The following is a 21423-nucleotide window of genomic DNA, read 5'->3' on the forward strand; positions in this document are numbered from 1 at the left end:
CTTTTTCCTTTCTTTACAATCTATAAACATCGTAGCGGGAAATACGCCTTACAGGTATTCAACCTTGGTAATTTCGTATTCCACTTCCCCACCCGGTGTACGGATAGTCACGACGTCATCCTGCTCTTTACCGATCAGACCACGGGCAATCGGCGAGTTCACGGAGATCAGATTCTGCTTAAAATCAGCTTCGTCATCGCCCACGATACGGTAGGTCTGTTCCTCGTCAGTATCGAGGTTCAGCACGCTGACAGTAGAGCCAAAAATCACCCGGCCATTGTTCGGCATTTTGGTGATATCGATAACCTGCGCATTGGACAGCTTCGCTTCGATATCCTTGATACGCCCTTCGCAGAAGCCCTGCTGTTCACGCGCGGCGTGATACTCGGCATTCTCTTTCAGATCGCCGTGTTCACGGGCCTCAGCAATAGCGGCAATGATTTCAGGACGACGCACAGACTTCAGATAATCCAGTTCTTCGCGCAGTTTTTCAGCGCCACGTAAGGTCATCGGAATCGCTTGCATTAGTTATACCTCTTTATCATTCCTTCAGGAAACGGATAGCTCCGCTCCGCCACCTGTCCTGTCCACGGGCAGGACACGAGCAAAAAGAAACCGACCCGGGAAACACTCCCCAGGTCAGCAGCAATTTTTCATTTGATAGGTATTTTACCCCGAAGTTCATTATGGGTCATCGTTTACTTTACTGGGCGTTGCACCGTAGTATGACGGCCTGGCTTCAGGTTGTTAGCGCGAGATTATGCGATTTCCCAGATTTATCATCGGATTGACTGCCGGTATAGCGCTTAGCGCTCAGGCGGCGAATATTGACGAGTACATCACCCAGCTTCCCGCCGGTGCGAACCTTGCCTTTATGGCGCAAAAGGTCGGCGCATCGACGCCGGAAATCGACTATCACAGCCAGCAAATGGCGCTTCCGGCCAGTACGCAAAAGGTCATCACCGCGCTGGCGGCCCTGCTGCAGCTGGGTCCCGATTTTCGCTTCACCACCACGCTGGAAACCAAAGGCTCACTGGACGGCGGCGTGCTGAAAGGCGATCTGATCGCCCGCTTCGGCGGCGACCCGACGCTGAAGCGGCAGGATATTCGCAACATGGTGGCGACACTGAAAAAAGCTGGCGTGCAGCGTATCGACGGCAATGTGCTTATCGATACCTCGGTCTTCGCCAGCCATGATAAAGCGCCGGGGTGGCCGTGGAACGACCTGACGCAATGCTTCAGCGCTCCGCCTGCGGCGGCGATTGTCGACCGCAACTGCTTCTCGGTCTCGCTGTATAGCGCGCAGAAGCCGGGCGATCTCGCCTTCATTCGCGTCGCCTCCTATTATCCGGTCACCATGTTCAGTCAGGTTCGCACCCTGGCGCGTGGCTCATCGGAAGCCCAGTATTGCGAACTGGACGTGGTGCCGGGCGACCTCAATCGCTATACCCTCACCGGCTGCCTGCCGCAGCGTAGCGAACCGCTGCCGCTGGCCTTCGCGATACAGGATGGCGCCAGCTACGCCGGGGCGATCCTTAAAGCGGAGCTGAAGCAGGCGGGGATCGCCTATAGCGGCACGCTGCTGCGTCAGACGTTGGCCAATGAGCCCGGCACGGTATTAGCCACCACCCAGTCGGCGCCGCTGCACGATCTGCTACGGATCATGCTGAAGAAATCCGACAACATGATTGCGGATACCGTTTTTCGTACCATCGGTCATGCCCGGTTCGGCGTACCAGGGACCTGGCGGGCAGGATCCGATGCCGTACGTCAGATCCTGCGTCAACAGGCTGGGGTTGATCTCGGCAACACCATCATCGCCGACGGCTCTGGCCTGTCGCGCCACAACCTGATCGCCCCGGCGACCATGATGCAGGTGTTGCAGTATATCGCCCAGCACGACACCGAGCTCAACTTCATCTCTATGCTGCCGCTGGCGGGCCATGACGGCTCGCTGCAGTATCGCGCCGGCCTCCATCAGGCGGGCGTCGATGGCAAAGTCTCGGCGAAAACCGGGTCGCTGCAGGGGGTTTATAACCTTGCGGGCTTCATCACTACCGCCAGCGGGCAAAAGGTGGCCTTCGTGCAATACCTCTCCGGCTACGCCGTGGAGCCAGCCGATCAGCGTAACCGCCGCATACCCTTGGTACGCTTTGAAAGCCGGCTTTATAAAGATTTGTACCAGAACAACTAAAAACAAAAGGGCCGCATCAGATGCGGCCCTTTTTGATCCAGAGAAGTCAGGATTAACGTTTGTAGATGAATTCAACGCCTTCTTCGTCGTCTTCGTCCCAGTCGTCATCCCAGTCTTCGTCATCTTCCACTTCGGCTTCGGCCTCTTCAAGCTGCTGACGGTGATAGTCGTCCCACATAAACTCGACTTTCTCCGGCTTCTGCTCTTCTTCCGCCTGCACGATGGGGTTTTCGATGATGAAGGTCATCACGTCCCAGCACAGATCTTTTACGCCCTGCTGGCTGGCGGCGGAGATCAGGTAGAATTTCTCTTCCCAACCCAGCGCTTCAGCAATCGCCTTCGCTTTAGCTTCGGCTTCCGCTTTGTCCATCAGGTCAATCTTGTTAAAGACTAACCAGCGCGGTTTGGAGGCCAGCTTCTCGCTGTATTTCTCCAGCTCGCCGATGATGATGCGCGCGTTCTCAACCGGATCGGAACCGTCGATAGGCTCGATGTCGATCAGGTGCAGCAATACGCGGCAGCGCTCAAGGTGCTTGAGGAAGCGGATGCCGAGGCCTGCGCCTTCCGCTGCGCCTTCAATCAGCCCCGGGATATCGGCGACCACAAAGCTCTTCTCATTGTCCATACGCACCACGCCCAGGCTTGGCACCAGGGTGGTAAACGGATAGTCAGCCACTTTCGGCTTGGCGGCGGAGACCGCACGGATAAAGGTGGATTTACCGGCGTTCGGCATCCCCAGCATTCCGACGTCCGCCAGCAGCATCAGCTCCAGCTGCAGGTCGCGCTTATCACCCGGCGTACCCATGGTCTTCTGACGCGGCGTACGGTTAACGGATGATTTAAAACGGGTGTTGCCCAGACCGTGCCAGCCGCCCTTCGCCACCATCAGACGCTGACCGTGTTTGGTCATATCGCCCATGGTCTCGCCGGTGCCCTGGTCGATAACCCGGGTCCCGACCGGCACTTTTACCGTCACGTCTTTACCACGCTTACCGGTACAGTCGCGGCTCTGGCCATTCTGCCCGCGTTCGGCGCGGAAAGATTTTTCAAAACGGTAGTCGATAAGGGTATTCAGGTTCTCGTCCGCTTCCAGCCAGACATCACCGCCGTCACCGCCATCGCCGCCGTCCGGGCCGCCTTTCGGAATATATTTTTCGCGGCGGAAGCTTACGCAACCATTGCCGCCGTCACCTGCTACGACCAGGATCGTTGCTTCATCTACAAACTTCATTTTACTCTCCGTAAATCATTCGCCTGAGCGGGGCAGCGGTACTACCGCCTCTCGCTTACGCCAACGTCCCCAAAGACGATGACCGATGGCGGAATACATCGCGCCCGCAACCACGACAAACGCACCGAGATAACCAATCAGGTTTAACATCGGTCTGGCGAAAACATCGGGCCAGGCCATTGATAATAAATCAGAAAACAGTAGCGTAAACAGTGGCGTCAAGGTGATTAACGCGCTGACCTGCGCCGCCTGCCAGCGCGCCATGGCTTCCGCCAGCGCCCCGTAGCCGACCAGAGTATTCAGCCCGCAAAAAATCAGGCATGCCAGTTGCCAGCTGCTTAACCGGGATATCACCCCAGGCTCAGCGAGCGGCAGTAATGCAATCGTACATAAAGTGTACAGCAAAAATAGTATCTGCTGCGATGCCAGACGGCGCAATAACACCTTTTGCGCGACGCCGTAGCTTACCCACACCGTTGCGGCAGCAACGCCGAAAATTACCCCCCACGTGTAGTCCGTCAGGCGGGTAAAGATTTCAATCAGGCTGGTGTTGAAGAACATCACCAACCCGCTGAGCAGCATCAACGCGCCCACCACCTGGGTGCCGCGCATACGCTCTTTCAGAATCACGACGCTAGCCACCATCATGCCTACCGGCGATAGCTGGCCGATGACCTGAGAAGCCGTGGGGCTGAGATACTGCAGGGAAGAACTGAACAGGATGAAGTTACCGAACAGGCCGCCGGTGGCAATCGCTAATAAGACCAGCCAGCGCGGCTTGCGAAAAATTCGCAGCGGCGGCAGTTTGCCTTTGATCGCGAGGATCGCGCCAAGACCAATACTGGCCATCAGGAAGCGATAAAACACCACCGTTGGCGGTGCCATCACCTCAAGAACCTGCTTCATTGCAATCGGCAACGCTCCCCAACACATCGCGGTGGTAAGCGCCAGAATAATGCCAATCCCAGCCTGCTGCTTCATGCCTGTTTCCCTGCAAAAATTTTCCGGTAGACGAATGTAAAAAGCCCCGCAACGTGTTGCGGGGCTTTCATCCGTTACCGGGACGCGAAAAACTTATTCAGCAACGATGCTGATGAATTTACGGTTTTTCGGGCCTTTAACTTCGAACTTGACTTTACCGTCAGTCAAAGCGAACAGAGTGTGGTCACGGCCGCAACCAACGTTGGTGCCAGCGTGGAATTTGGTACCACGTTGACGAACGATGATGCTACCTGCCAGAACTGCTTCACCGCCGAAACGTTTTACGCCCAGACGTTTAGCTTCTGAATCGCGACCGTTACGAGTCGAGCCGCCAGCCTTTTTATGTGCCATTTAAATCTACTCCTCAGGTCTTAGGCGCTGATGCCAGTGATTTTCACATCAGTGAACCACTGACGATGGCCCTGCTGCTTACGATAGTGTTTACGACGACGAAACTTAACGATTTTAACTTTCTCGCCACGACCGTGAGCAACAACTTCAGCTTTGATTACGCCGCCCTCAACGAAAGGAACGCCGATCTTGATTTCTTCACCGTTTGCGATCATCAGCACTTCAGCGAACTCAACAGCTTCGCCAGTTGCGATGTCCAGCTTTTCCAGGCGAACGGTCTGACCTTCGCTTACTCGGTGTTGTTTACCACCACTTTGGAAAACCGCGTACATATAAAACTCCGCTTCCGCGCACCTCTTCGTGTGATTCAGAGTGCGCTATAAATATTCACAATAGGGCGCGAATATTACGCAAAACGCGAGCCTTTGACAAGAGCGATTAGCGATCAATGCAGAAAAAAAACACAACTTTCACGACAACGTTTATCTACGGCAATTTTTCAGTACAATCATAACTTCTTTTAATTCTGTCTTAATCCTTCTGTGATCCCACCTGGATTCATGGTAACAGGACATTTGGCCCGGCTTTTGCGATGAATTTAGAAAAAATCAATGAGTTAACCGCGCAAGATATGGCGGGTGTCAATGCGACGATTCTTGAGCAACTCAACTCCGATGTTCAGCTTATCAATCAGTTAGGCTATTACATCGTCAGCGGCGGCGGCAAACGCATTCGCCCGATGATTGCTGTGCTCGCCGCCCGCGCGGTGGGCTATCAGGGGAGCGCGCATGTCACCATTGCTGCGCTGATTGAATTTATTCATACCGCCACCCTGCTGCATGACGACGTCGTCGATGAGTCTGATATGCGTCGCGGCAAAGCCACGGCAAATGCGGCGTTTGGCAATGCCGCCAGCGTGCTGGTCGGCGATTTTATCTATACCCGCGCCTTTCAGATGATGACCCAGTTGGGCTCGCTGAAGATCCTCGAGGTCATGTCGGAAGCGGTGAACGTCATTGCCGAAGGCGAAGTGCTGCAGCTGATGAACGTCAATGACCCGGATATCACGGAAGAGAACTACATGCGTGTCATCTACAGCAAGACGGCGCGTCTGTTTGAGGCTGCCTCGCAGTGTGCGGGATTACTGGCCGACTGCACTGCGGAAGAAGAGCGCGCGTTGCAGGATTATGGCCGCTATCTCGGCACCGCTTTCCAGCTGATCGACGATTTACTCGATTACAGCTCCGACGGAGAGCGGCTTGGTAAAAACGTCGGTGACGACCTCAACGAAGGCAAACCGACGCTACCGCTGCTGCACGCCATGCACCATGGTACCGCCGATCAATCGGCGATGATTCGCGGGGCAATCGAGCAGGGCAACGGCCGCCATCTGCTGGATGCCGTCCTGGAAACGATGGCTGCCTGCGGTTCGCTGGAATGGACGCAGAAACGTGCCGAAGAAGAAGCTGACAAAGCGATTGCCGCGCTGCAGGTTCTCCCTGACACCCCCTGGCGTGAAGCCTTGATCGGGCTGGCGCATATCGCGGTTCAGCGCGATCATTAATCCCCTCCCCCTTCCCGCGCAATGCGCGGGAAAGTTCCAGTAAAAACCCATTCCCTACCGTAAATTTCCGGATACCTTGATACATTCTGAATATTCCGGCGCTTTAACAGAACTTGTTAGAACCTTACCTGGTGCGCGGGTATAGTGTCCCCGTCGCCCATATGGGCCGATCAGGATCTTTATCACCAGGAGAATTTATGGATAAGTTCATCGACTGGCATCCCGCAGATATTGTTGCGGGATTACGTAAACGGGGAACATCGCTGGCGGCAGAGTCGCGACGGCACGGTCTGAGTTCTTCAACGCTGGCGAACGCCCTGACCCGCCCCTGGCCGAAAGGCGAATTAATCATCGCCACGGCGCTGGATACACAGCCGTGGGTCATCTGGCCGTCACGCTACCATGATCCGGTAACGCATGAGTTTATCGACAGAACGCAGATGATGCGTCAAAAGAAGATGGACAAGTGATGTGATTGTTCGACAAGGACCCGGGATAGACGCCCGGGCCCTGACAGGATGCGGTTACTCGCCTTTCACGCGCTGAATATTGGCACCCAGCGCCTGCAGTTTATCTTCGATACGCTCATAGCCACGATCGATATGATAGATGCGATCGACGATGGTGGTTCCCTCAGCGATACAACCTGCCAGCACGAGGCTCGCCGAGGCACGCAAATCGGTCGCCATCACCTGCGCGCCCGAAAGCTGCTCCACGCCGTGACAGATCGCGGTATTGCTCTCGATCTCCGCGTGGGCGCCCATACGGATCAGTTCCGGAATGTGCATAAAGCGGTTTTCAAAGATCGTTTCGGTGATCACGCCGGTCCCTTCCGCGACCAGGTTGAGCAGCGTGAACTGGGCCTGCATATCGGTCGGGAAGCCCGGATGCGGCGCGGTACGCACGTTAACCGCTTTCGGACGGTTGCCGTGCATATCAAGGCTGATCCAGTCTTCGCCCGTTTCGATGTCCGCTCCGGCGTCGCGCAGCTTCGCCAGTACGGCGTCCAGGGTATCTGGTTGCGCGTGACGGCAGAGGATCTTGCCGCCGGAAATGGCTGCGGCAACCAGGAAGGTCCCGGTTTCAATACGGTCCGGCAGCACGCGGTAAACGCCGCCGCCCAGACGCTGCACGCCTTCGATGGTGATGCGATCGGTGCCCTGGCCGCTGATTTTTGCGCCCAGCGCGTTAAGGAAGTTCGCGGTATCGACGATCTCCGGCTCGCGAGCGGCGTTTTCGATAATCGTCGTCCCCTCGGCGAGGGTCGCTGCGCTCATGATAGTGACAGTGGCGCCGACGCTCACTTTATCCATCACGATATGCGCGCCTTTCAAACGACCATTGACCGAGGCTTTAACATAACCTTCTTCCAGTTTGATCTCGGCGCCCAGCTGTTCCAGCCCGCTAATATGCAGATCGACCGGACGCGCGCCGATGGCGCAGCCGCCAGGCAGAGAAACTTGTCCCTGACCGAAACGCGCCACCAGCGGGCCCAGCGCCCAGATGGAGGCGCGCATGGTTTTCACCAGATCGTACGGAGCACAGAATACATCGACCGGGCCGGCGTCAATCCACACCGAACCATTGCGCTCTACCTTCGCGCCCAGCTGACTCAGCAACTTCATGGTGGTATCGATATCTTTCAGCTTAGGTACGTTCTGGATCTCTACCGGCTCTTCGGCAAGCAGCGCGGAAAAGAGGATTGGCAGGGCGGCGTTTTTTGCACCGGAGATGGTGACTTCGCCCTGAAGGCGAGTCGGCCCCTGAACACGGAATTTATCCATTGATTCTGTTCTCTATTAAAAATTCACATACGCTGCAGGGGATCCCCCACAGCTTAGAAGCCATTTAGTTTGCGGTCTCGCGCCCACTCCTGCGGAGTAAAGGCCTTGATCGACAGCGCATGGATGCGGTTGTCAGCAATATATTCCATCAGCGGCGCGTAGACGCTCTGCTGCTTTTTAACCCGACTCATGCCATCGAACATCTCACCCACAGCAATAACCTGAAAGTGGCTGCCATCGCCAGAGACGTGGACTTCCTGGAGGAGGAGTGCGTTCATCAGCACGGTCTGAATTTCATGATTTTCCATGGGCTCAAATTTATCTGATAGTGAAAACAGCCCAACATCTTAGAGGAAAGTGGCGCGGTCTTAAACAAGCAAAAAGCCCCGGCGAAAAGATTGCCGGGGCTTTCGGAATAGCTTCAGCGCTAAGGCACTGAAAAGATTATGGGATCATATCGGCAGGCAGGTTGTAAAGACCGACCAGCGTTTGCAGATTTTCGCTCTTGCCGATCAGCTGCGCTTCCCGGCCCTGGCGGCGAATCAGCGCGACAAAATGCACTAACAGCGCCAGGCCCGCCGTGTCCACGCGCGTGGTCTGGCTGAGATCGATGATCGCTGTCCCCGCCGTCGCCTGGGCGCGTGCCTCCCAGAGCGGGACCAGCAGATCCTGATCCAGCTCTCCGTGCAGCGCCAGCGTCTCGCCATCACGAGTCCAGCTCAGCTGCCCGCTCATTATTTTTTCTGTTCCAGGGTGATCGGCTGAGCGGAGATCGCTTTCAGCTGCGCGGTCAGGCCATCAACGCCCTTGGTACGCAGCAGATCGCTCCACTCGTTTTGTTTGGTGGTGATCATGCTGACCCCTTCCGCGATCATATCGTAGGCCTGCCAGTTGCCGGTCTGGGTGTTTTTACGCCACTGGAAGTCGAGACGTACCGGCGGACGGCCATTCGGGTCGAGGATGGTGACGCGGATCGGAATGATGGTCGCGCTGCCCAGCGGCTGTTCCGGGGCAATCTGGTAGGTCTGACCATGGTACATGGCCAGCGCCTGGCCATAGGCCTGCTTCAGGTATTCACGGAAGGCGGCAAAATAGGCTTCACGCTGCGCCGGGGTGGCTTCTTTGTAATAGCGGCCCAGCACCAGCGCGCCGGCATACTTCACCTGCACATACGGCAGAAGCTCCTGGTCGACGATGTCGCGCAGATAGTTAGGGTTGGCCTTGATCTTCGGCTGTTCATTCTTCAGGCGATCGAAGGTTTTCTGCGCCGCTTCATTCATCAGCTTATACGGATTGGACTGGTCTGCCGCCTGGACCGCGGTCAGCGGGGCAATCACCAGCATGGCGACCATGAGTAAGCGTTTAAACATATCGTATTTCTCCTGAAATTAATGCGTCGTGCCGGCTGCCGGCGTCGCGTCAGTATGACCTTCTGCCTCGGCCTTATCATTGCCAGAATTCTGATTGTCGCCGCCCTTGCTGTTATAAAGGAACTGACCAATCAGATCTTCCAGCACCATGGCGGACTTGGTGTCCTGGATAGTACCGCCGTCTTTAAGGATAGTCGTCCCGAGGTCCGGGTCTTCAAAACCGACGTTCAGCGCCAGATACTGCTCGCCCAGCAGGCCAGAGGTGCGGATCGCCAGCGAACTGGTATCGGGGATATGGTTGTAGCGCTCATCAATATCGAGCTCCACGCGCGGCAGATAGGTTTTCGGGTCGAGAGTGATGTCCGCCACGCGGCCAACAACCACACCGCCGATGCGCACCGGCGAGCGCGCTTTCAGGCCGCCGATATTATCGAAGGTCGCGTAAAGACGGTAAGTCGGCTCGGTACGTAACGAGGTGACGTTTGCCGCCTTCAGGCAGACAAACAGCGCCGCCAGCAGCGCCACCAGTAAGAACACCCCTACCCAGATTTCATTTTTTTTCGTTTGCATGAACTCAATTCCCAAACATCAGCGCAGTCAGCACAAAATCCAGCCCCAGAACCGCCAGCGACGCATGCACCACGGTGCGCGTAGTCGCCCGGCTAATCCCGGCGGAAGTGGGGATAGCGTCATAACCATTGAATAACGCAATCCAGGTTACCGTAATGGCGAATACCAGGCTCTTAATCAGGCAGTTCACCAGATCCATTCGCCAGTCGACGGCATTTTGCATCGCGGTCCAGAAAAAACCACCGTCAATGCCCTTCCAGCTCACGCCCACCAGCGCGCCACCCCAGATCCCCACCGCGACGAAGATAATCGTCAGCAGCGGCAGCGAAATGACGCCGGCCCAGAAACGGGGAGAAATGACGCGGCGCAGCGGATCCACCGCCATCATCTCCATACTGGAGAGCTGTTCCGTGGCCCGCATCAGGCCAATCTCGGCGGTCAGCGCCGACCCGGCGCGACCGGCAAACAGCAGCGCGGCGACCACCGGCCCCAGCTCGCGCAGCAGCGACAGCGCCACCAGCATGCCAAGACTGGTCTCTGCGCTGTAGGTGGTTAAGACCAGATAACCCTGCAGCCCGAGCACCATACCGATAAACAGGCCCGATACAATGATAATCAGCATCGACAGAACGCCGACGTTGTAGAGTTGACGAACCAGCAGCGGCGCGTGCTTGCGAAACTCTGGTTTGCCGACAACGGCGTTAAACAGCATTAATCCGGCGCGTCCAAAGGTCGCGGTGGTTTTAATACCGCGATGGCCTAGCGCGGCCAGCGCATTAAACAGCATCAGTCGCTCAACTCCCTATGCCTAATAAATCATGGTGATAGTCGCCAGCCGGATAACGGAACGGCACCGGACCGTCGGCAATACCATCAATGAACTGACGAACCCGAGGGTCGGCATTCTCCCGTAGCGACTGGGCGCTGCCGTGGGCGACAATCTTTTTATCCGCCACGATATACGCATAGTCCGCGATGCTCAGCACCTCTGGCACATCGTGCGAAACCACGATGCAGGTGACGCCCAGCGTGCTGTTGAGTTCAGAAATCAGCTTCACCAGCACGCCCATGGTGATGGGATCCTGCCCGACGAACGGTTCGTCGAACATAATGAGATCCGGCTCCAGGGCGATGGCCCTCGCCAGGGCGGCGCGGCGCGCCATGCCGCCGGAAAGCTCGGAGGGCATTAACTTCGCCGCACCGCGCAGCCCCACCGCCTCCAGCTTCATCATCACCGTCGTATGCAGCAGCGCAGGCGGCAGATGCGTATGTTCGCGCAGCGGGTAGGCGACGTTGTCAAAAACATTCAGGTCGGTAAACAGCGCCCCGGACTGGAACAGCATGCTCATCCGCTTACGCACCGTGTACAGACGTGAACGGGTCATCTGCGGCACGTTCTCGCCATCGAACAGGATCTCTCCCCTGTCCGGCGGGATCTGTCCGCCGATCAGGCGTAACAGGGTAGTCTTGCCGATCCCCGAAGGTCCCATAATCGCAGTAATTTTACCGCGCGGCACCGACAGCGAGATGTCGTCGAAGATCACGCGATCGCCGCGAGAAAAGCGGATACCGCGCACTTCAACTAAATTCGCCTGAGTTTGGCTCATAAAATCATCCTTACTAAGCACCTGATGGGCAAGCATCGCCCTTTCTTACGCCACAATCACAACATTTTTACAGAATCTTACCTGCACAGGTTAGCGAAAGCTGGCATTTGTTTTACTTTTGGCACGCATAAAGTCAAAATTAAGAATTCGTTACGCTGCGTAGGGATAACCCAGCGAGGCGACGATTATACCTGAAGAAAGGACTTTAGATGCTCTTAGCGACGGCTCTGTTAATTATTGGTTTATTGCTGGTTGTCTACAGCGCCGATCGTCTGGTCTATGCCGCCTCCATCCTTTGTCGCATGTTGGGGATCCCGCCGCTGATCATCGGTATGACGGTGGTGAGTATTGGCACCAGCCTGCCAGAGATCATGGTTTCCACCGCGGCCTCGCTGCATGGGCAGACCGATCTGGCGGTGGGCACCGCGCTCGGCTCCAATATCACCAATATTCTCCTGATCCTCGGTCTGGCTGCCTTACTCAGGCCATTTACCGTGCATTCTGATATTCTGCGCCGCGAATTACCACTAATGTTGCTGGTCAGCGTGCTGGCGGGGCTGGTGCTCTATGATGGTCAACTGTCCCGTCTCGACGGCCTGTTTTTACTGGCGCTGGCGCTGCTATGGCTGCTGTTCACCATCAAGATCGCCCGTCTGGCGGAACGCCAGGGAAGCGATAGCCTGACCCGCGAACAGCTGGCGGAACTGCCGCGTGAAGGGTCGCTGCCGGTCGCTCTGCTGTGGTTAGGGGTGGCGATGATCGTCATGCCGATGGCCACCCGCATGGTGGTGGATAACAGCACGGTGCTGGCAAACTATTTTGCCATCAGCGAACTGACCGTCGGCCTGACGGTAGTGGCGATAGGCACCAGCCTGCCGGAGCTGGCCACCGCCATCGCCGGGGCGCGCAAAGGGGAAGATGACATTGCCATCGGCAATATCATCGGCGCGAATATCCTCAATATTGCGCTGGTGCTGGGTTTGCCGGCGCTGATCGCGCCGGGAGCCTTTGCGGCGGAAGCCTTTACCCGCGACTATGGCGTGATGTTGCTGGTCAGCCTGATCTTCGCGGTGCTGTGCTGGCGCCGTAGGCAGCAGCCGGGACGACTGGTTGGCGCGCTGCTGGTCAGTGGTTTTGTGGTTTGGTTGGCGATGCTGTTCTGGACAGCGCCGCTCTTCGTTGAATGACTCGGGATAACATCATGTCGCAAATAGATTTGCCCACGGATTTTGACTTTCAACAGGCCGGCCGTCAGGTGCTGGAAATTGAACGTGAAGGTCTGGCCCAGCTCGATCAATATATAAATGAAGATTTCACCCGCGCCTGCGAAACGATTTTCCGCTGCGGCGGGAAAGTCGTGGTGATGGGGATGGGCAAATCCGGCCATATTGGCCGCAAGATGGCGGCAACCTTCGCCAGTACCGGCACGTCGGCATTTTTTGTCCACCCTGGCGAAGCCGCGCATGGCGATTTGGGCATGGTTACGCCGCAGGACGTGGTGATTGCGCTGTCGAACTCCGGCGAATCGAACGAAATCCTCGCGCTGATCCCGGTCCTGAAACGCCAGCAGGTGAAGCTTATCTGCATCACCAGCCGGCCTGAAAGCAGCATGGCGCGCGCGGCGGATATTCATCTGTGCGTGAAAGTGCCGAAAGAGGCTTGTCCATTAGGGCTGGCCCCCACCTCCAGCACCACCGCCGCGCTGGTGATGGGCGATGCCCTCGCCGTCGCCCTGCTGGAGGCTCGCGGCTTTACCGCTGAGGATTTCGCTCTCTCGCATCCGGGCGGCGCACTCGGTCGTAAGCTGTTGCTGCGCGTCAATGATATTATGCATACCGGTGATGAGATCCCGCACGTCGGCCTGCAGGCCACCCTGCGCGATGCGCTGCTGGAAATCACTCGTAAAAATTTAGGTATGACCGCTATCTGCGATGACGACATGAACATCATCGGTATCTTTACCGATGGTGACCTGCGCCGGGTCTTCGACACCGGCGTCGATATGCGCGATGCCAGCATTGCCGACGTCATGACCCGGGGAGGGATCCGCATCCGTCCCGGCACCCTCGCGGTGGATGCGCTAAACCTGATGCAATCCCGTCATATCACCTGCGTGTTGGTTGCCGATGGCGACCATCTGCTGGGTGTGGTACATATGCACGATCTCCTGCGCGCGGGCGTAGTGTAAGTAAGGAAAAAATAATGAATAATGCTGATGCTCAGTTAGCGACCTGCTATGGGCCGGTAAGCCAGATGTTTCTCGATCGCGCGGCTAAGATCCGTCTACTGATCCTCGATGTCGACGGTGTATTATCCGACGGGCTTATCTATATGGGTAATCACGGCGAGGAGCTGAAAGCGTTCAACGTCCGCGATGGCTATGGTATCCGCTGCGCGCTGACCTCTGGCATTGAAGTGGCGATTATTACCGGACGAAAAGCTAAACTGGTAGAAGATCGCTGTCAGACGCTGGGCATTACGCATTTGTATCAGGGGCAGTCGGACAAGCTGCTGGCGTTCCGCGATCTCACTGACAAACTGGGCGTGCGGCCAGAGGAAGTCGCCTACATCGGCGACGATCTGATTGACTGGCCGGTGATGGCCGAAGTGGGCCTCAGCGTCGCCGTCGCGGATGCGCATCCGCTGCTGCTGCCGCGCGCCGATTACATCACCCGGATTAATGGCGGACGCGGCGCGGTACGCGAAGTCTGCGATTTGTTACTATTGGCGCAGGGCAAGCTGGATGAGGCCAAAGGGCAATCAATATGAGTAAAACCAGACGTTGGGTTATCATTTTACTGTCGCTGCTTGCGCTGATCCTCATCGGCCTGAATCTGGCGAATACGGACGACACGGCCCAGCCGGAGGTCAATCCCAACGACCCGACGTATAAAAGCGAACACACTGACACCGTGGTGTACAGTCCGGAAGGCGCCCTGAGCTATCGGCTGATCGCCGAGCACGTGGAGTATTTTTCCGATCAGGAGGTCTCCTGGTTTACCAAACCGGTGATGACCACCTTTGATACCAATAAGGTGCCGACCTGGTCAGTCAGGGCTGATAAAGCGAAGCTGACAAATGACCGGATGCTCTATCTTTACGGGCACGTTGAGGTGAATGCGCTCGCGCCAGACTCTCAACTGCGCAAAATTACGACGGATAACGCCCAGATAAATCTGGTAACGCAGGACGTTACCTCCGATGACATGGTGACGTTATACGGCACCACATTTAATTCCAGCGGCCTGAAAATGCGTGGAAACCTTCGCAGCAAAAATGCCGAGCTGATTGAAAAGGTGAGAACCTCTTATGAAATTCAGAACAAACAAACTCAGCCTTAAGATTGCGCTCGCCGGCGCGTTACTGGCCGCCAGCCTGCCGGCCCTCGCCAAGACGGGCGATACCGATCAGCCGATCCATATCGAATCCGATCAGCAGTCGCTGGATATGCAGGGCAACGTCGTCACCTTCACCGGTAACGTGGTCGTGACTCAGGGGACGATCAAGATTAACGCTGATAAAGTGGTAGTCACCCGTCCGGGCAATGAAAAAGGCAAAGAGGTGATCGAAGGTTTCGGTAACCCGGCCACCTTCTACCAGATGCAGGATAACGGCAAACCGGTAAAAGGCCGGGCGTCGAAAATGCGCTATGAGCTGCAGAACGATTACGTCGTGCTGACCGGCAACGCGTACCTTGAACAGCTCGACAGCAACATCAAGGGCGACAAGATCACCTATCTGGTGAAAGAGCAAAAAATGCAGGCCTTCAGCGACAAAGGTCGACGCGTCACCACCGTTCTGGTGCCGTCCGAGCTGCAGGACAAAAGCGGCAACCAGCAAAAGAAGAGTAACTAATCCGTTATGGCAACCTTAACTGCGAAGAATCTCGCTAAAGCGTATAAAGGCCGCCGCGTGGTGGAAGATGTCAGTCTCACCGTTAACTCGGGGGAGATTGTCGGCTTGCTCGGCCCCAACGGCGCCGGTAAAACCACCACCTTCTACATGGTGGTCGGGATTGTGCCGCGCGACGCGGGCAATATCATCATTGATGACGAAGACATCAGCCTGCTGCCGCTGCACGCGCGCGCGCGCCGGGGGATCGGCTATCTGCCGCAGGAAGCCTCGATTTTCCGTCGCCTGAGCGTCTATGACAACCTGATGGCGGTTCTGCAGATCCGTGACGATTTGAGCAGCGAACAGCGGGAAGATCGCGCCAAAGAGCTGATGGAAGAGTTTCATATTGAGCACCTGCGCGACAGCCTCGGTCAGGCGCTCTCCGGTGGCGAACGCCGCCGCGTCGAAATCGCTCGCGCGCTGGCGGCAAACCCGAAATTTATTCTTCTGGATGAACCCTTTGCCGGCGTGGATCCGATCTCGGTTATCGATATCAAACGCATCATTGAGCATTTGCGCGACAGCGGCCTCGGCGTACTGATTACCGATCATAACGTCAGAGAGACGCTCGCCGTCTGCGAACGCGCGTATATTGTCAGTCAGGGACACCTTATCGCTCATGGTACACCGCAGCAGATCCTCGAAGATGAGCAGGTTAAGCGCGTGTATCTTGGGGAAGACTTCAGACTCTGATAGGGTAGAGGTTACAGACGTTTTAGCCGGAGATATTTACCCTGAACATGAAGCAAGGTTTGCAATTAAGGCTTAGCCAACAGCTTGCCATGACGCCGCAGCTGCAGCAGGCGATTCGTTTGCTGCAGTTGTCCACGTTAGAACTCCAGCAAGAGCTCCAGCAAGCGCTGGAAAGTAACCCGTTGCTTGAGCAAACCGATCTTCACGACGAGGTAGAGGCGAAAGAGGTGGAGGACCGCGAGTCTCTCGATACCGTCGACGCGCTTGAGCAAAAAGAGATGCCCGACGAGCTTCCTCTCGATGCCAGCTGGGATGAAATCTATACCGCCGGTACGCCGTCAGGCAACGGCGTGGACTATCAGGACGACGAACTCCCCGTTTATCAAGGCGAGACCACCCAGACGCTGCAGGATTACCTGATGTGGCAGGTCGAGCTGACGCCCTTCACCGATACCGACCGCGCCATCGCCACCTCCATTGTCGACGCCGTCGACGATACGGGCTACCTCACCGTTCAGATTGAAGATATCGTCGACAGCATCGGCGATGAGGAGATCGGCCTCGAAGAAGTGGAAGCCGTCCTGAAGCGCATCCAGCGTTTCGATCCGGTTGGCGTCGCGGCGAAAGATCTGCGCGACTGCCTGCTGATCCAGCTCTCGCAGTTCGCCAAAGAGACGCCATGGCTGGAAGAGGCCCGGCTGATTATCAGCGATCATCTCGATCTTCTGGCCAACCATGATTTCCGCACCCTGATGCGGGTGACCCGCCTGAAAGAAGAGGTGCTGAAAGAGGCGGTAAATCTGATCCAGTCCCTGGATCCCCGTCCTGGCCAGTCCATTCAAACCAGCGAACCGGAATATGTCATTCCCGACGTGCTGGTGCGCAAGGTCAGCGGCCGCTGGACCGTGGAGCTCAACGCCGACAGCATTCCACGGCTGAAAATTAATCAGCAGTATGCGGCAATGGGCAACAGCGCCCGCAATGACGCCGACGGCCAGTTCATTCGCAGCAATCTTCAGGAAGCCCGCTGGCTGATCAAAAGTCTTGAAAGCCGCAACGATACCCTGCTTCGCGTCAGCCGCTGCATCGTAGAACAGCAGCAGGCTTTTTTCGAACAGGGTGAAGAGTATATGAAGCCGATGGTGCTGGCCGATATCGCCCAGGCCGTCGAGATGCATGAATCGACAATTTCCCGTGTCACCACGCAAAAATATCTGCACAGTCCGCGCGGTATTTTTGAACTGAAGTATTTCTTCTCCAGCCATGTTAATACCGAAGGCGGTGGCGAAGCCTCGTCGACGGCGATTCGCGCGCTGGTGAAGAAACTCATCGCCGCGGAAAACCCCGCGAAGCCGTTGAGCGACAGTAAGCTCACCTCCATGTTGTCCGAGCAGGGTATCATGGTCGCGCGCCGCACTGTCGCGAAGTACAGAGAGTCTTTATCCATCCCGCCGTCAAACCAGCGTAAACAACTGGTCTGACACAACCGATAAGGAAGACACTATGCAGCTCAACATTACAGGACACAACGTCGAGATCACTCCCGCGATGCGCGACTTCGTCACGGCGAAGTTCAGCAAGCTGGAACAATTTTTCGACCGGATCAATCAGGTCTATATTGTGTTAAAAGTAGAGAAAGTGACGCAAATTGCGGACGCGAATCTGCATGTCAACGGTGGCGAAATCCATGCCAGTGCGGAAGGGCAGGATATGTATGCGGCTGTCGATGGTCTTATCGACAAGCTGGCAAGGCAGTTAACGAAGCATAAAGATAAACTAAAACAACACTAATTGTCCGGGCCCCCCTGCGTCCGCCGTCAGTTAACATCGGCGACGGGCGCGGGGGCGCTCAGGTGAAATTATGATGAACAACGATTCGGCTCTACAACTGAGCAACGTCCTGAACCAGGAATGTACCCGTAGCCAGGTTCACTGCCAGAGCAAGAAGCGTGCTCTGGAAATCATTAGCGAACTGGCCGCCAAACAGTTAAGTTTGCCGCCGCAGGTGGTGTTCGAAGCGATCCTTACCCGCGAAAAAATGGGCAGTACCGGGATTGGCAATGGTATCGCCATTCCCCACGGAAAACTGGAAGAGGATACGCTGCGTGCTGTCGGCGTTTTTGTCCAGCTGGAAACCCCCATCGCCTTCGACGCGATCGACAATCAGCCTGTCGACCTGCTGTTCGCGCTGCTGGTACCGGCCGATCAGACAAAAACCCACCTGCATACGCTCTCCCTGGTGGCCAAACGACTGGCCGACAAAGCGATTTGTCGTCGCCTGCGCGCGGCGCAGAGCGATGAAGAGTTGTATGAGATCATCACCGAAGCAGGAAGCAGCGATGACGCATAACGGCAGTCGCACCTTATCCTTTATCGTACTGAGGAGAAACGGTACATGGTACTGATGATCGTCAGCGGCCGCTCGGGCTCGGGTAAATCCGTCGCTCTGCGAGCGCTGGAAGATATGGGCTTTTACTGCGTGGATAACCTGCCGGTCGTGCTGCTGCCCGATCTGGCACGGTCGCTGGCTGACCGCAATATTTCGGCGGCCGTCAGCATCGACGTGCGGAACATGCCGGAATCACCGGAGATCTTCGAGCAGGCCATGAAAAACCTGCCGGAGTGCTTTTCGCCGCAGCTGCTGTTTCTCGATGCCGATCGCAACACGCTGATCCGTCGATACAGCGACACCCGTCGCCTGCATCCGCTGTCGAGCAAGAATTTGTCGCTGGAAAGCGCCATCGACGAAGAGAGCGATCTGCTGGAGCCCCTGCGCTCGCGGGCCGACCTGATTGTCGATACCTCGGAGATGTCGGTTCACGAGCTGGCGGAAATGTTGCGCACCCGGCTGCTGGGTAAACGTGAACGCGAACTGACCATGGTCTTCGAATCCTTCGGCTTTAAGCACGGTATCCCGATCGATGCCGATTACGTCTTTGACGTGCGCTTTCTGCCAAACCCGCACTGGGATCCGAAGCTGCGTCCTATGACCGGTCTGGATAAGCCGGTGGCCGCCTTCCTCGATCGGCACACCGAAGTGCACAACTTTATTTACCAGACCCGGAGCTATCTTGAGCTATGGTTACCGATGCTGGAGACCAATAATCGCAGCTATCTGACGGTGGCCATTGGCTGTACCGGCGGTAAACATCGTTCGGTTTATATTGCTGAACAACTGGCTGACTACTTCCGCTCGCGCGGCAAAAACGTACAGTCTCGTCATCGGACGCTGGAAAAACGTAAATCATGACCGTAAAGCAGACCGTTGAAATCACCAATAAGCTGGGCATGCACGCCCGCCCGGCGATGAAGCTGTTCGAACTAATGCAGAATTTCGATGCCGAGGTGTTGCTGCGCAATGATGAAGGCACGGAGGCGGAAGCCAACAGCGTCATTGCCCTGCTGATGCTGGACTCGGCGAAAGGACGGCAGATAGAGGTGGAGGCCAGCGGTCCGCAGGAAGTGGAAGCCCTCGCCGCGGTGATTGCCCTGTTTAATGCCGGGTTTGACGAAGATTAAACGTGATGCTTCCCGGCGACGGACGACTGGCGACTGTACCAGCCCCGGCGCCGGATTAACCCGCTAATAGAGCTTATGCTCACGCATGAACCCTTCCCCACCCAGCTGTCGCATCTGACGTAAGATCCAGGCCTGGCGGTTGCGCACATAGCCCGAAGGCGCGTCGGCGCGATAGCGGATCGGGTTTGGCAGCACCGCGGCCAGCAGAGCCGCTTCCCCCGGCGTCAACTGGCTGGCGGGCTTATGAAAATAGCGCTGGGCGGCCGCTTCCACGCCAAAAATCCCATCGCCAAACTCGGCAATATTCAGGTAGACGGTCAGGATCCGCTTTTTACTCCACACGGTTTCCATGCCGACGGTCAACCCGGCCTCCAGCCCCTTGCGCAGCCAGCTACGTCCATCCCACAGAAACAGGTTTTTCGCCGTCTGCTGCGACAGCGTTGATGCGCCGCGAATGCGGGTATCGTGACGCTCATTGTGCGCCAGCGCCTTTTCTATCGCCGGGACGTCAAACCCCCAATGTTCCGGGAACTTCTGATCTTCGGCGGCAATCACCGCCAGCCCCATCCACGGGGAGATGTTATCCATGGCGACCCAGTCGGAGTGCGCCAGATAGTGGACATCTCCGGACAGCCAGGCGCTAACCTGCCGCTCAAGCATGACCGCCGAAAAGGGCACCGGCAGCACGCTAAACAGCGCGATCCCCCCGCCCCAGAAGACGGCGGCGATCAGCAGCAGACGCAGCGCCAGTCGTTTAAGCAGCGCGAAGGGCGCAATGCGGAGCTTCATGCGCTCAGCGCCAGCACGCGGGCGACCAGTTTTTCGATCCCGGTAGCGGCTTGCGCAATATTCTCCGCCAGCATATACGCCGGAGTGGTAACCACTTTGTTCTCTTCATCCACCACGATGTCGTCGACCGGGCAAGGCACATGCTCCGCCCCCATCTCCTCCACCACATCGGCGGTGTCGAGATCGGTCCCGATAGTCATCCGCAGCGGAAACGCAAAGATCTTCGGCAGCAGCGCCGGAGCGATGCACATAAAGCCCAGCGGCTTGCCGGCCTGATGCATCGCCAGCGTCAGGGCCCGCAGGTCGCGGTCCACCTCGCATTCGCTGCCCTCGGCGGCGAAGCTGCTTAAGTTTTTCGCCGCGCCGAAGCCGCCGGGGACGATCAGCGCGTCCAGCGTCTCCTCACGCGCCTGCGCCAGCGGCAGGATGTCGCCGCGGGCGATGCGCGCCGCTTCAACCAGCACGTTGCGTTGCTCGGTCAACGGTTCGCCCGTCAGATGGTTGATGACGTCGCGCTGCGGTTTATCGGGCGCAAAGCAGACCGCCTGCGCGCCGTTGCGCGCGATCGCCAGCAGGGTAATCACTGCCTCATGAATTTCACTGCCGTCGTACACGCCGCAGCCGCTCAGTACCACACCAATTTTTTTCATCGCCTTCGCTCCTCCATGCAACTCGCTGAAACCAGTCAAAAATGTCGATTTACTCGCTATGCTTCACATATTTTACTGATTCATGTAACAAATTAGTTAAGCTTTGCTATCTTAATGAGCGAGCAATCCACTTCTCAGGTTGCGCCACGTAACAACATCACTCAAATCACACTGGCTCAACCACCAGTTCCCTGGTGTTGGCGCAGTATTCGCGCACCCCGGTCTG

Annotated in this window: 28 protein-coding genes; 14 read left to right on the forward strand and 14 right to left on the reverse strand. The window is 56.7% G+C overall.

The features are described from left to right. Window positions 1–48: 48 nt before the first annotated feature. Window positions 49–525 carry a transcription elongation factor GreA gene (greA, locus tag ABLV04_RS13740; RefSeq protein ID WP_002918375.1) on the reverse strand — a complete coding sequence of 159 codons (477 nt, stop codon included), beginning with the start codon at window positions 523–525 and terminating at the stop codon, window positions 49–51. A gap of 235 nt (window positions 526–760) precedes the next feature. Between greA and dacB the strand changes: the two genes are divergently transcribed. Beyond that, complete coding sequence (dacB, locus tag ABLV04_RS13745) at window positions 761–2194, forward strand: serine-type D-Ala-D-Ala carboxypeptidase (RefSeq protein WP_023291122.1); 1434 nt, start codon at window positions 761–763, stop codon at window positions 2192–2194. 52 nt (window positions 2195–2246) lie between these two features. On the opposite strand, the gene cgtA is transcribed toward dacB, so the two are convergent. The 4 genes from cgtA to rplU form a co-directional block, all read right to left on the reverse strand. Then, window positions 2247–3425: an Obg family GTPase CgtA gene (gene cgtA, locus ABLV04_RS13750; RefSeq protein ID WP_004206186.1), complete on the reverse strand. Its 1179-nt coding sequence runs from the start codon at window positions 3423–3425 to the stop codon at window positions 2247–2249. Between the two features lie 15 nt (window positions 3426–3440). Beyond that, window positions 3441–4406, reverse strand: coding sequence for a DMT family transporter (locus ABLV04_RS13755; protein ID WP_004206187.1), 966 nt, complete (start codon window positions 4404–4406; stop codon window positions 3441–3443). A gap of 93 nt (window positions 4407–4499) precedes the next feature. After that, on the reverse strand, window positions 4500–4757 hold the full coding sequence (rpmA, locus tag ABLV04_RS13760) for a 50S ribosomal protein L27 (protein WP_002434222.1): 258 nt from the start codon (window positions 4755–4757) through the stop codon (window positions 4500–4502). 20 nt (window positions 4758–4777) lie between these two features. Next, on the reverse strand, window positions 4778–5089 hold the full coding sequence (gene rplU / locus ABLV04_RS13765; protein ID WP_002918379.1) for a 50S ribosomal protein L21: 312 nt from the start codon (window positions 5087–5089) through the stop codon (window positions 4778–4780). Between the two features lie 260 nt (window positions 5090–5349). Here rplU and ispB point away from each other — a divergent pair, with 260 nt between their 5' ends. Beyond that, window positions 5350–6321, forward strand: coding sequence for an octaprenyl diphosphate synthase (gene ispB, locus ABLV04_RS13770; RefSeq protein WP_023291123.1), 972 nt, complete (start codon window positions 5350–5352; stop codon window positions 6319–6321). 197 nt (window positions 6322–6518) lie between these two features. Continuing rightward, window positions 6519–6791, forward strand: coding sequence for a DNA-binding transcriptional regulator SfsB (gene sfsB / locus ABLV04_RS13775; RefSeq protein WP_004206189.1), 273 nt, complete (start codon window positions 6519–6521; stop codon window positions 6789–6791). Between the two features lie 54 nt (window positions 6792–6845). On the opposite strand, the gene murA is transcribed toward sfsB, so the two are convergent. The 7 genes from murA to mlaF form a co-directional block, all read right to left on the reverse strand. Next, window positions 6846–8105, reverse strand: a complete 1260-nt coding sequence (gene murA, locus ABLV04_RS13780) for a UDP-N-acetylglucosamine 1-carboxyvinyltransferase (RefSeq protein ID WP_023291124.1) — start codon at window positions 8103–8105, stop codon at window positions 6846–6848. Between the two features lie 53 nt (window positions 8106–8158). Beyond that, window positions 8159–8413 (reverse strand): BolA family iron metabolism protein IbaG, encoded by a 255-nt coding sequence (ibaG, locus tag ABLV04_RS13785; RefSeq protein WP_323076049.1) that lies wholly within the window; start codon window positions 8411–8413, stop codon window positions 8159–8161. Between the two features lie 136 nt (window positions 8414–8549). Beyond that, complete coding sequence (gene mlaB / locus ABLV04_RS13790; RefSeq protein ID WP_023291125.1) at window positions 8550–8840, reverse strand: lipid asymmetry maintenance protein MlaB; 291 nt, start codon at window positions 8838–8840, stop codon at window positions 8550–8552. After that, entirely contained in the window at window positions 8840–9475 is a 636-nt protein-coding gene (mlaC, locus tag ABLV04_RS13795; RefSeq protein ID WP_023291126.1) for a phospholipid-binding protein MlaC, read from the reverse strand. The genes mlaB and mlaC overlap by 1 nt, the downstream gene beginning before the upstream one ends. Window positions 9476–9493: 18 nt before the next feature. Beyond that, window positions 9494–10045 (reverse strand): outer membrane lipid asymmetry maintenance protein MlaD, encoded by a 552-nt coding sequence (gene mlaD, locus ABLV04_RS13800; RefSeq protein ID WP_004206195.1) that lies wholly within the window; start codon window positions 10043–10045, stop codon window positions 9494–9496. A 4-nt stretch (window positions 10046–10049) separates the two neighbouring features. After that, on the reverse strand, window positions 10050–10832 hold the full coding sequence (gene mlaE, locus ABLV04_RS13805; RefSeq protein ID WP_004150949.1) for a lipid asymmetry maintenance ABC transporter permease subunit MlaE: 783 nt from the start codon (window positions 10830–10832) through the stop codon (window positions 10050–10052). A gap of 7 nt (window positions 10833–10839) precedes the next feature. Next, window positions 10840–11652 (reverse strand): phospholipid ABC transporter ATP-binding protein MlaF, encoded by an 813-nt coding sequence (mlaF, locus tag ABLV04_RS13810; protein WP_004206196.1) that lies wholly within the window; start codon window positions 11650–11652, stop codon window positions 10840–10842. Window positions 11653–11861: 209 nt separating this feature from the next. Between mlaF and ABLV04_RS13815 the strand changes: the two genes are divergently transcribed. The 11 genes from ABLV04_RS13815 (at window position 11862) to npr (ending at window position 19758) form a co-directional block, all read left to right on the forward strand. Continuing rightward, a complete protein-coding gene (locus ABLV04_RS13815) occupies window positions 11862–12839 on the forward strand; it encodes a calcium/sodium antiporter (RefSeq protein WP_044524837.1) in 978 nt (325 codons plus the stop codon). Between the two features lie 14 nt (window positions 12840–12853). Continuing rightward, entirely contained in the window at window positions 12854–13840 is a 987-nt protein-coding gene (gene kdsD / locus ABLV04_RS13820) for an arabinose-5-phosphate isomerase KdsD (RefSeq protein WP_023291128.1), read from the forward strand. A 14-nt stretch (window positions 13841–13854) separates the two neighbouring features. Further along, on the forward strand, window positions 13855–14421 hold the full coding sequence (kdsC, locus tag ABLV04_RS13825; protein WP_048298440.1) for a 3-deoxy-manno-octulosonate-8-phosphatase KdsC: 567 nt from the start codon (window positions 13855–13857) through the stop codon (window positions 14419–14421). Next, window positions 14418–14993, forward strand: a complete 576-nt coding sequence (lptC, locus tag ABLV04_RS13830; protein WP_002918413.1) for an LPS export ABC transporter periplasmic protein LptC — start codon at window positions 14418–14420, stop codon at window positions 14991–14993. The genes kdsC and lptC overlap by 4 nt, the downstream gene beginning before the upstream one ends. Further along, the gene (gene lptA, locus ABLV04_RS13835; RefSeq protein ID WP_002918415.1) at window positions 14962–15507 is read left to right on the forward strand and encodes a lipopolysaccharide ABC transporter substrate-binding protein LptA; all 546 of its coding nucleotides are present in this window, start codon (window positions 14962–14964) and stop codon (window positions 15505–15507) included. Before lptC ends, lptA begins: the two co-directional genes overlap by 32 nt. A 6-nt stretch (window positions 15508–15513) precedes the next feature. Further along, the gene (gene lptB / locus ABLV04_RS13840) at window positions 15514–16239 is read left to right on the forward strand and encodes an LPS export ABC transporter ATP-binding protein (protein WP_004206203.1); all 726 of its coding nucleotides are present in this window, start codon (window positions 15514–15516) and stop codon (window positions 16237–16239) included. A 47-nt stretch (window positions 16240–16286) separates the two neighbouring features. Further along, window positions 16287–17720: an RNA polymerase factor sigma-54 gene (gene rpoN / locus ABLV04_RS13845; RefSeq protein ID WP_004206204.1), complete on the forward strand. Its 1434-nt coding sequence runs from the start codon at window positions 16287–16289 to the stop codon at window positions 17718–17720. 22 nt (window positions 17721–17742) lie between these two features. Beyond that, entirely contained in the window at window positions 17743–18030 is a 288-nt protein-coding gene (gene hpf / locus ABLV04_RS13850) for a ribosome hibernation promoting factor (protein WP_004206206.1), read from the forward strand. A gap of 70 nt (window positions 18031–18100) precedes the next feature. Further along, window positions 18101–18589, forward strand: coding sequence for a PTS IIA-like nitrogen regulatory protein PtsN (gene ptsN / locus ABLV04_RS13855; protein ID WP_004144926.1), 489 nt, complete (start codon window positions 18101–18103; stop codon window positions 18587–18589). A gap of 45 nt (window positions 18590–18634) precedes the next feature. After that, entirely contained in the window at window positions 18635–19489 is an 855-nt protein-coding gene (gene rapZ / locus ABLV04_RS13860; RefSeq protein WP_004206208.1) for an RNase adapter RapZ, read from the forward strand. After that, window positions 19486–19758: a PTS phosphocarrier protein NPr gene (gene npr / locus ABLV04_RS13865; RefSeq protein ID WP_002918431.1), complete on the forward strand. Its 273-nt coding sequence runs from the start codon at window positions 19486–19488 to the stop codon at window positions 19756–19758. The genes rapZ and npr overlap by 4 nt, the downstream gene beginning before the upstream one ends. 63 nt (window positions 19759–19821) lie before the next feature. Here the strand turns inward: npr and mtgA are convergent, their stop codons facing one another. Continuing rightward, window positions 19822–20547, reverse strand: coding sequence for a monofunctional biosynthetic peptidoglycan transglycosylase (mtgA, locus tag ABLV04_RS13870; RefSeq protein ID WP_023291131.1), 726 nt, complete (start codon window positions 20545–20547; stop codon window positions 19822–19824). After that, on the reverse strand, window positions 20544–21197 hold the full coding sequence (elbB, locus tag ABLV04_RS13875) for an isoprenoid biosynthesis glyoxalase ElbB (RefSeq protein ID WP_023291132.1): 654 nt from the start codon (window positions 21195–21197) through the stop codon (window positions 20544–20546). Before elbB ends, mtgA begins: the two co-directional genes overlap by 4 nt. Window positions 21198–21423 lie beyond the last annotated feature (226 nt).

The sequence above is a fragment of the Klebsiella sp. JN_Kp127 genome, from assembly GCF_040062505.1.
Classification (GTDB): domain Bacteria; phylum Pseudomonadota; class Gammaproteobacteria; order Enterobacterales; family Enterobacteriaceae; genus Klebsiella; species Klebsiella quasipneumoniae.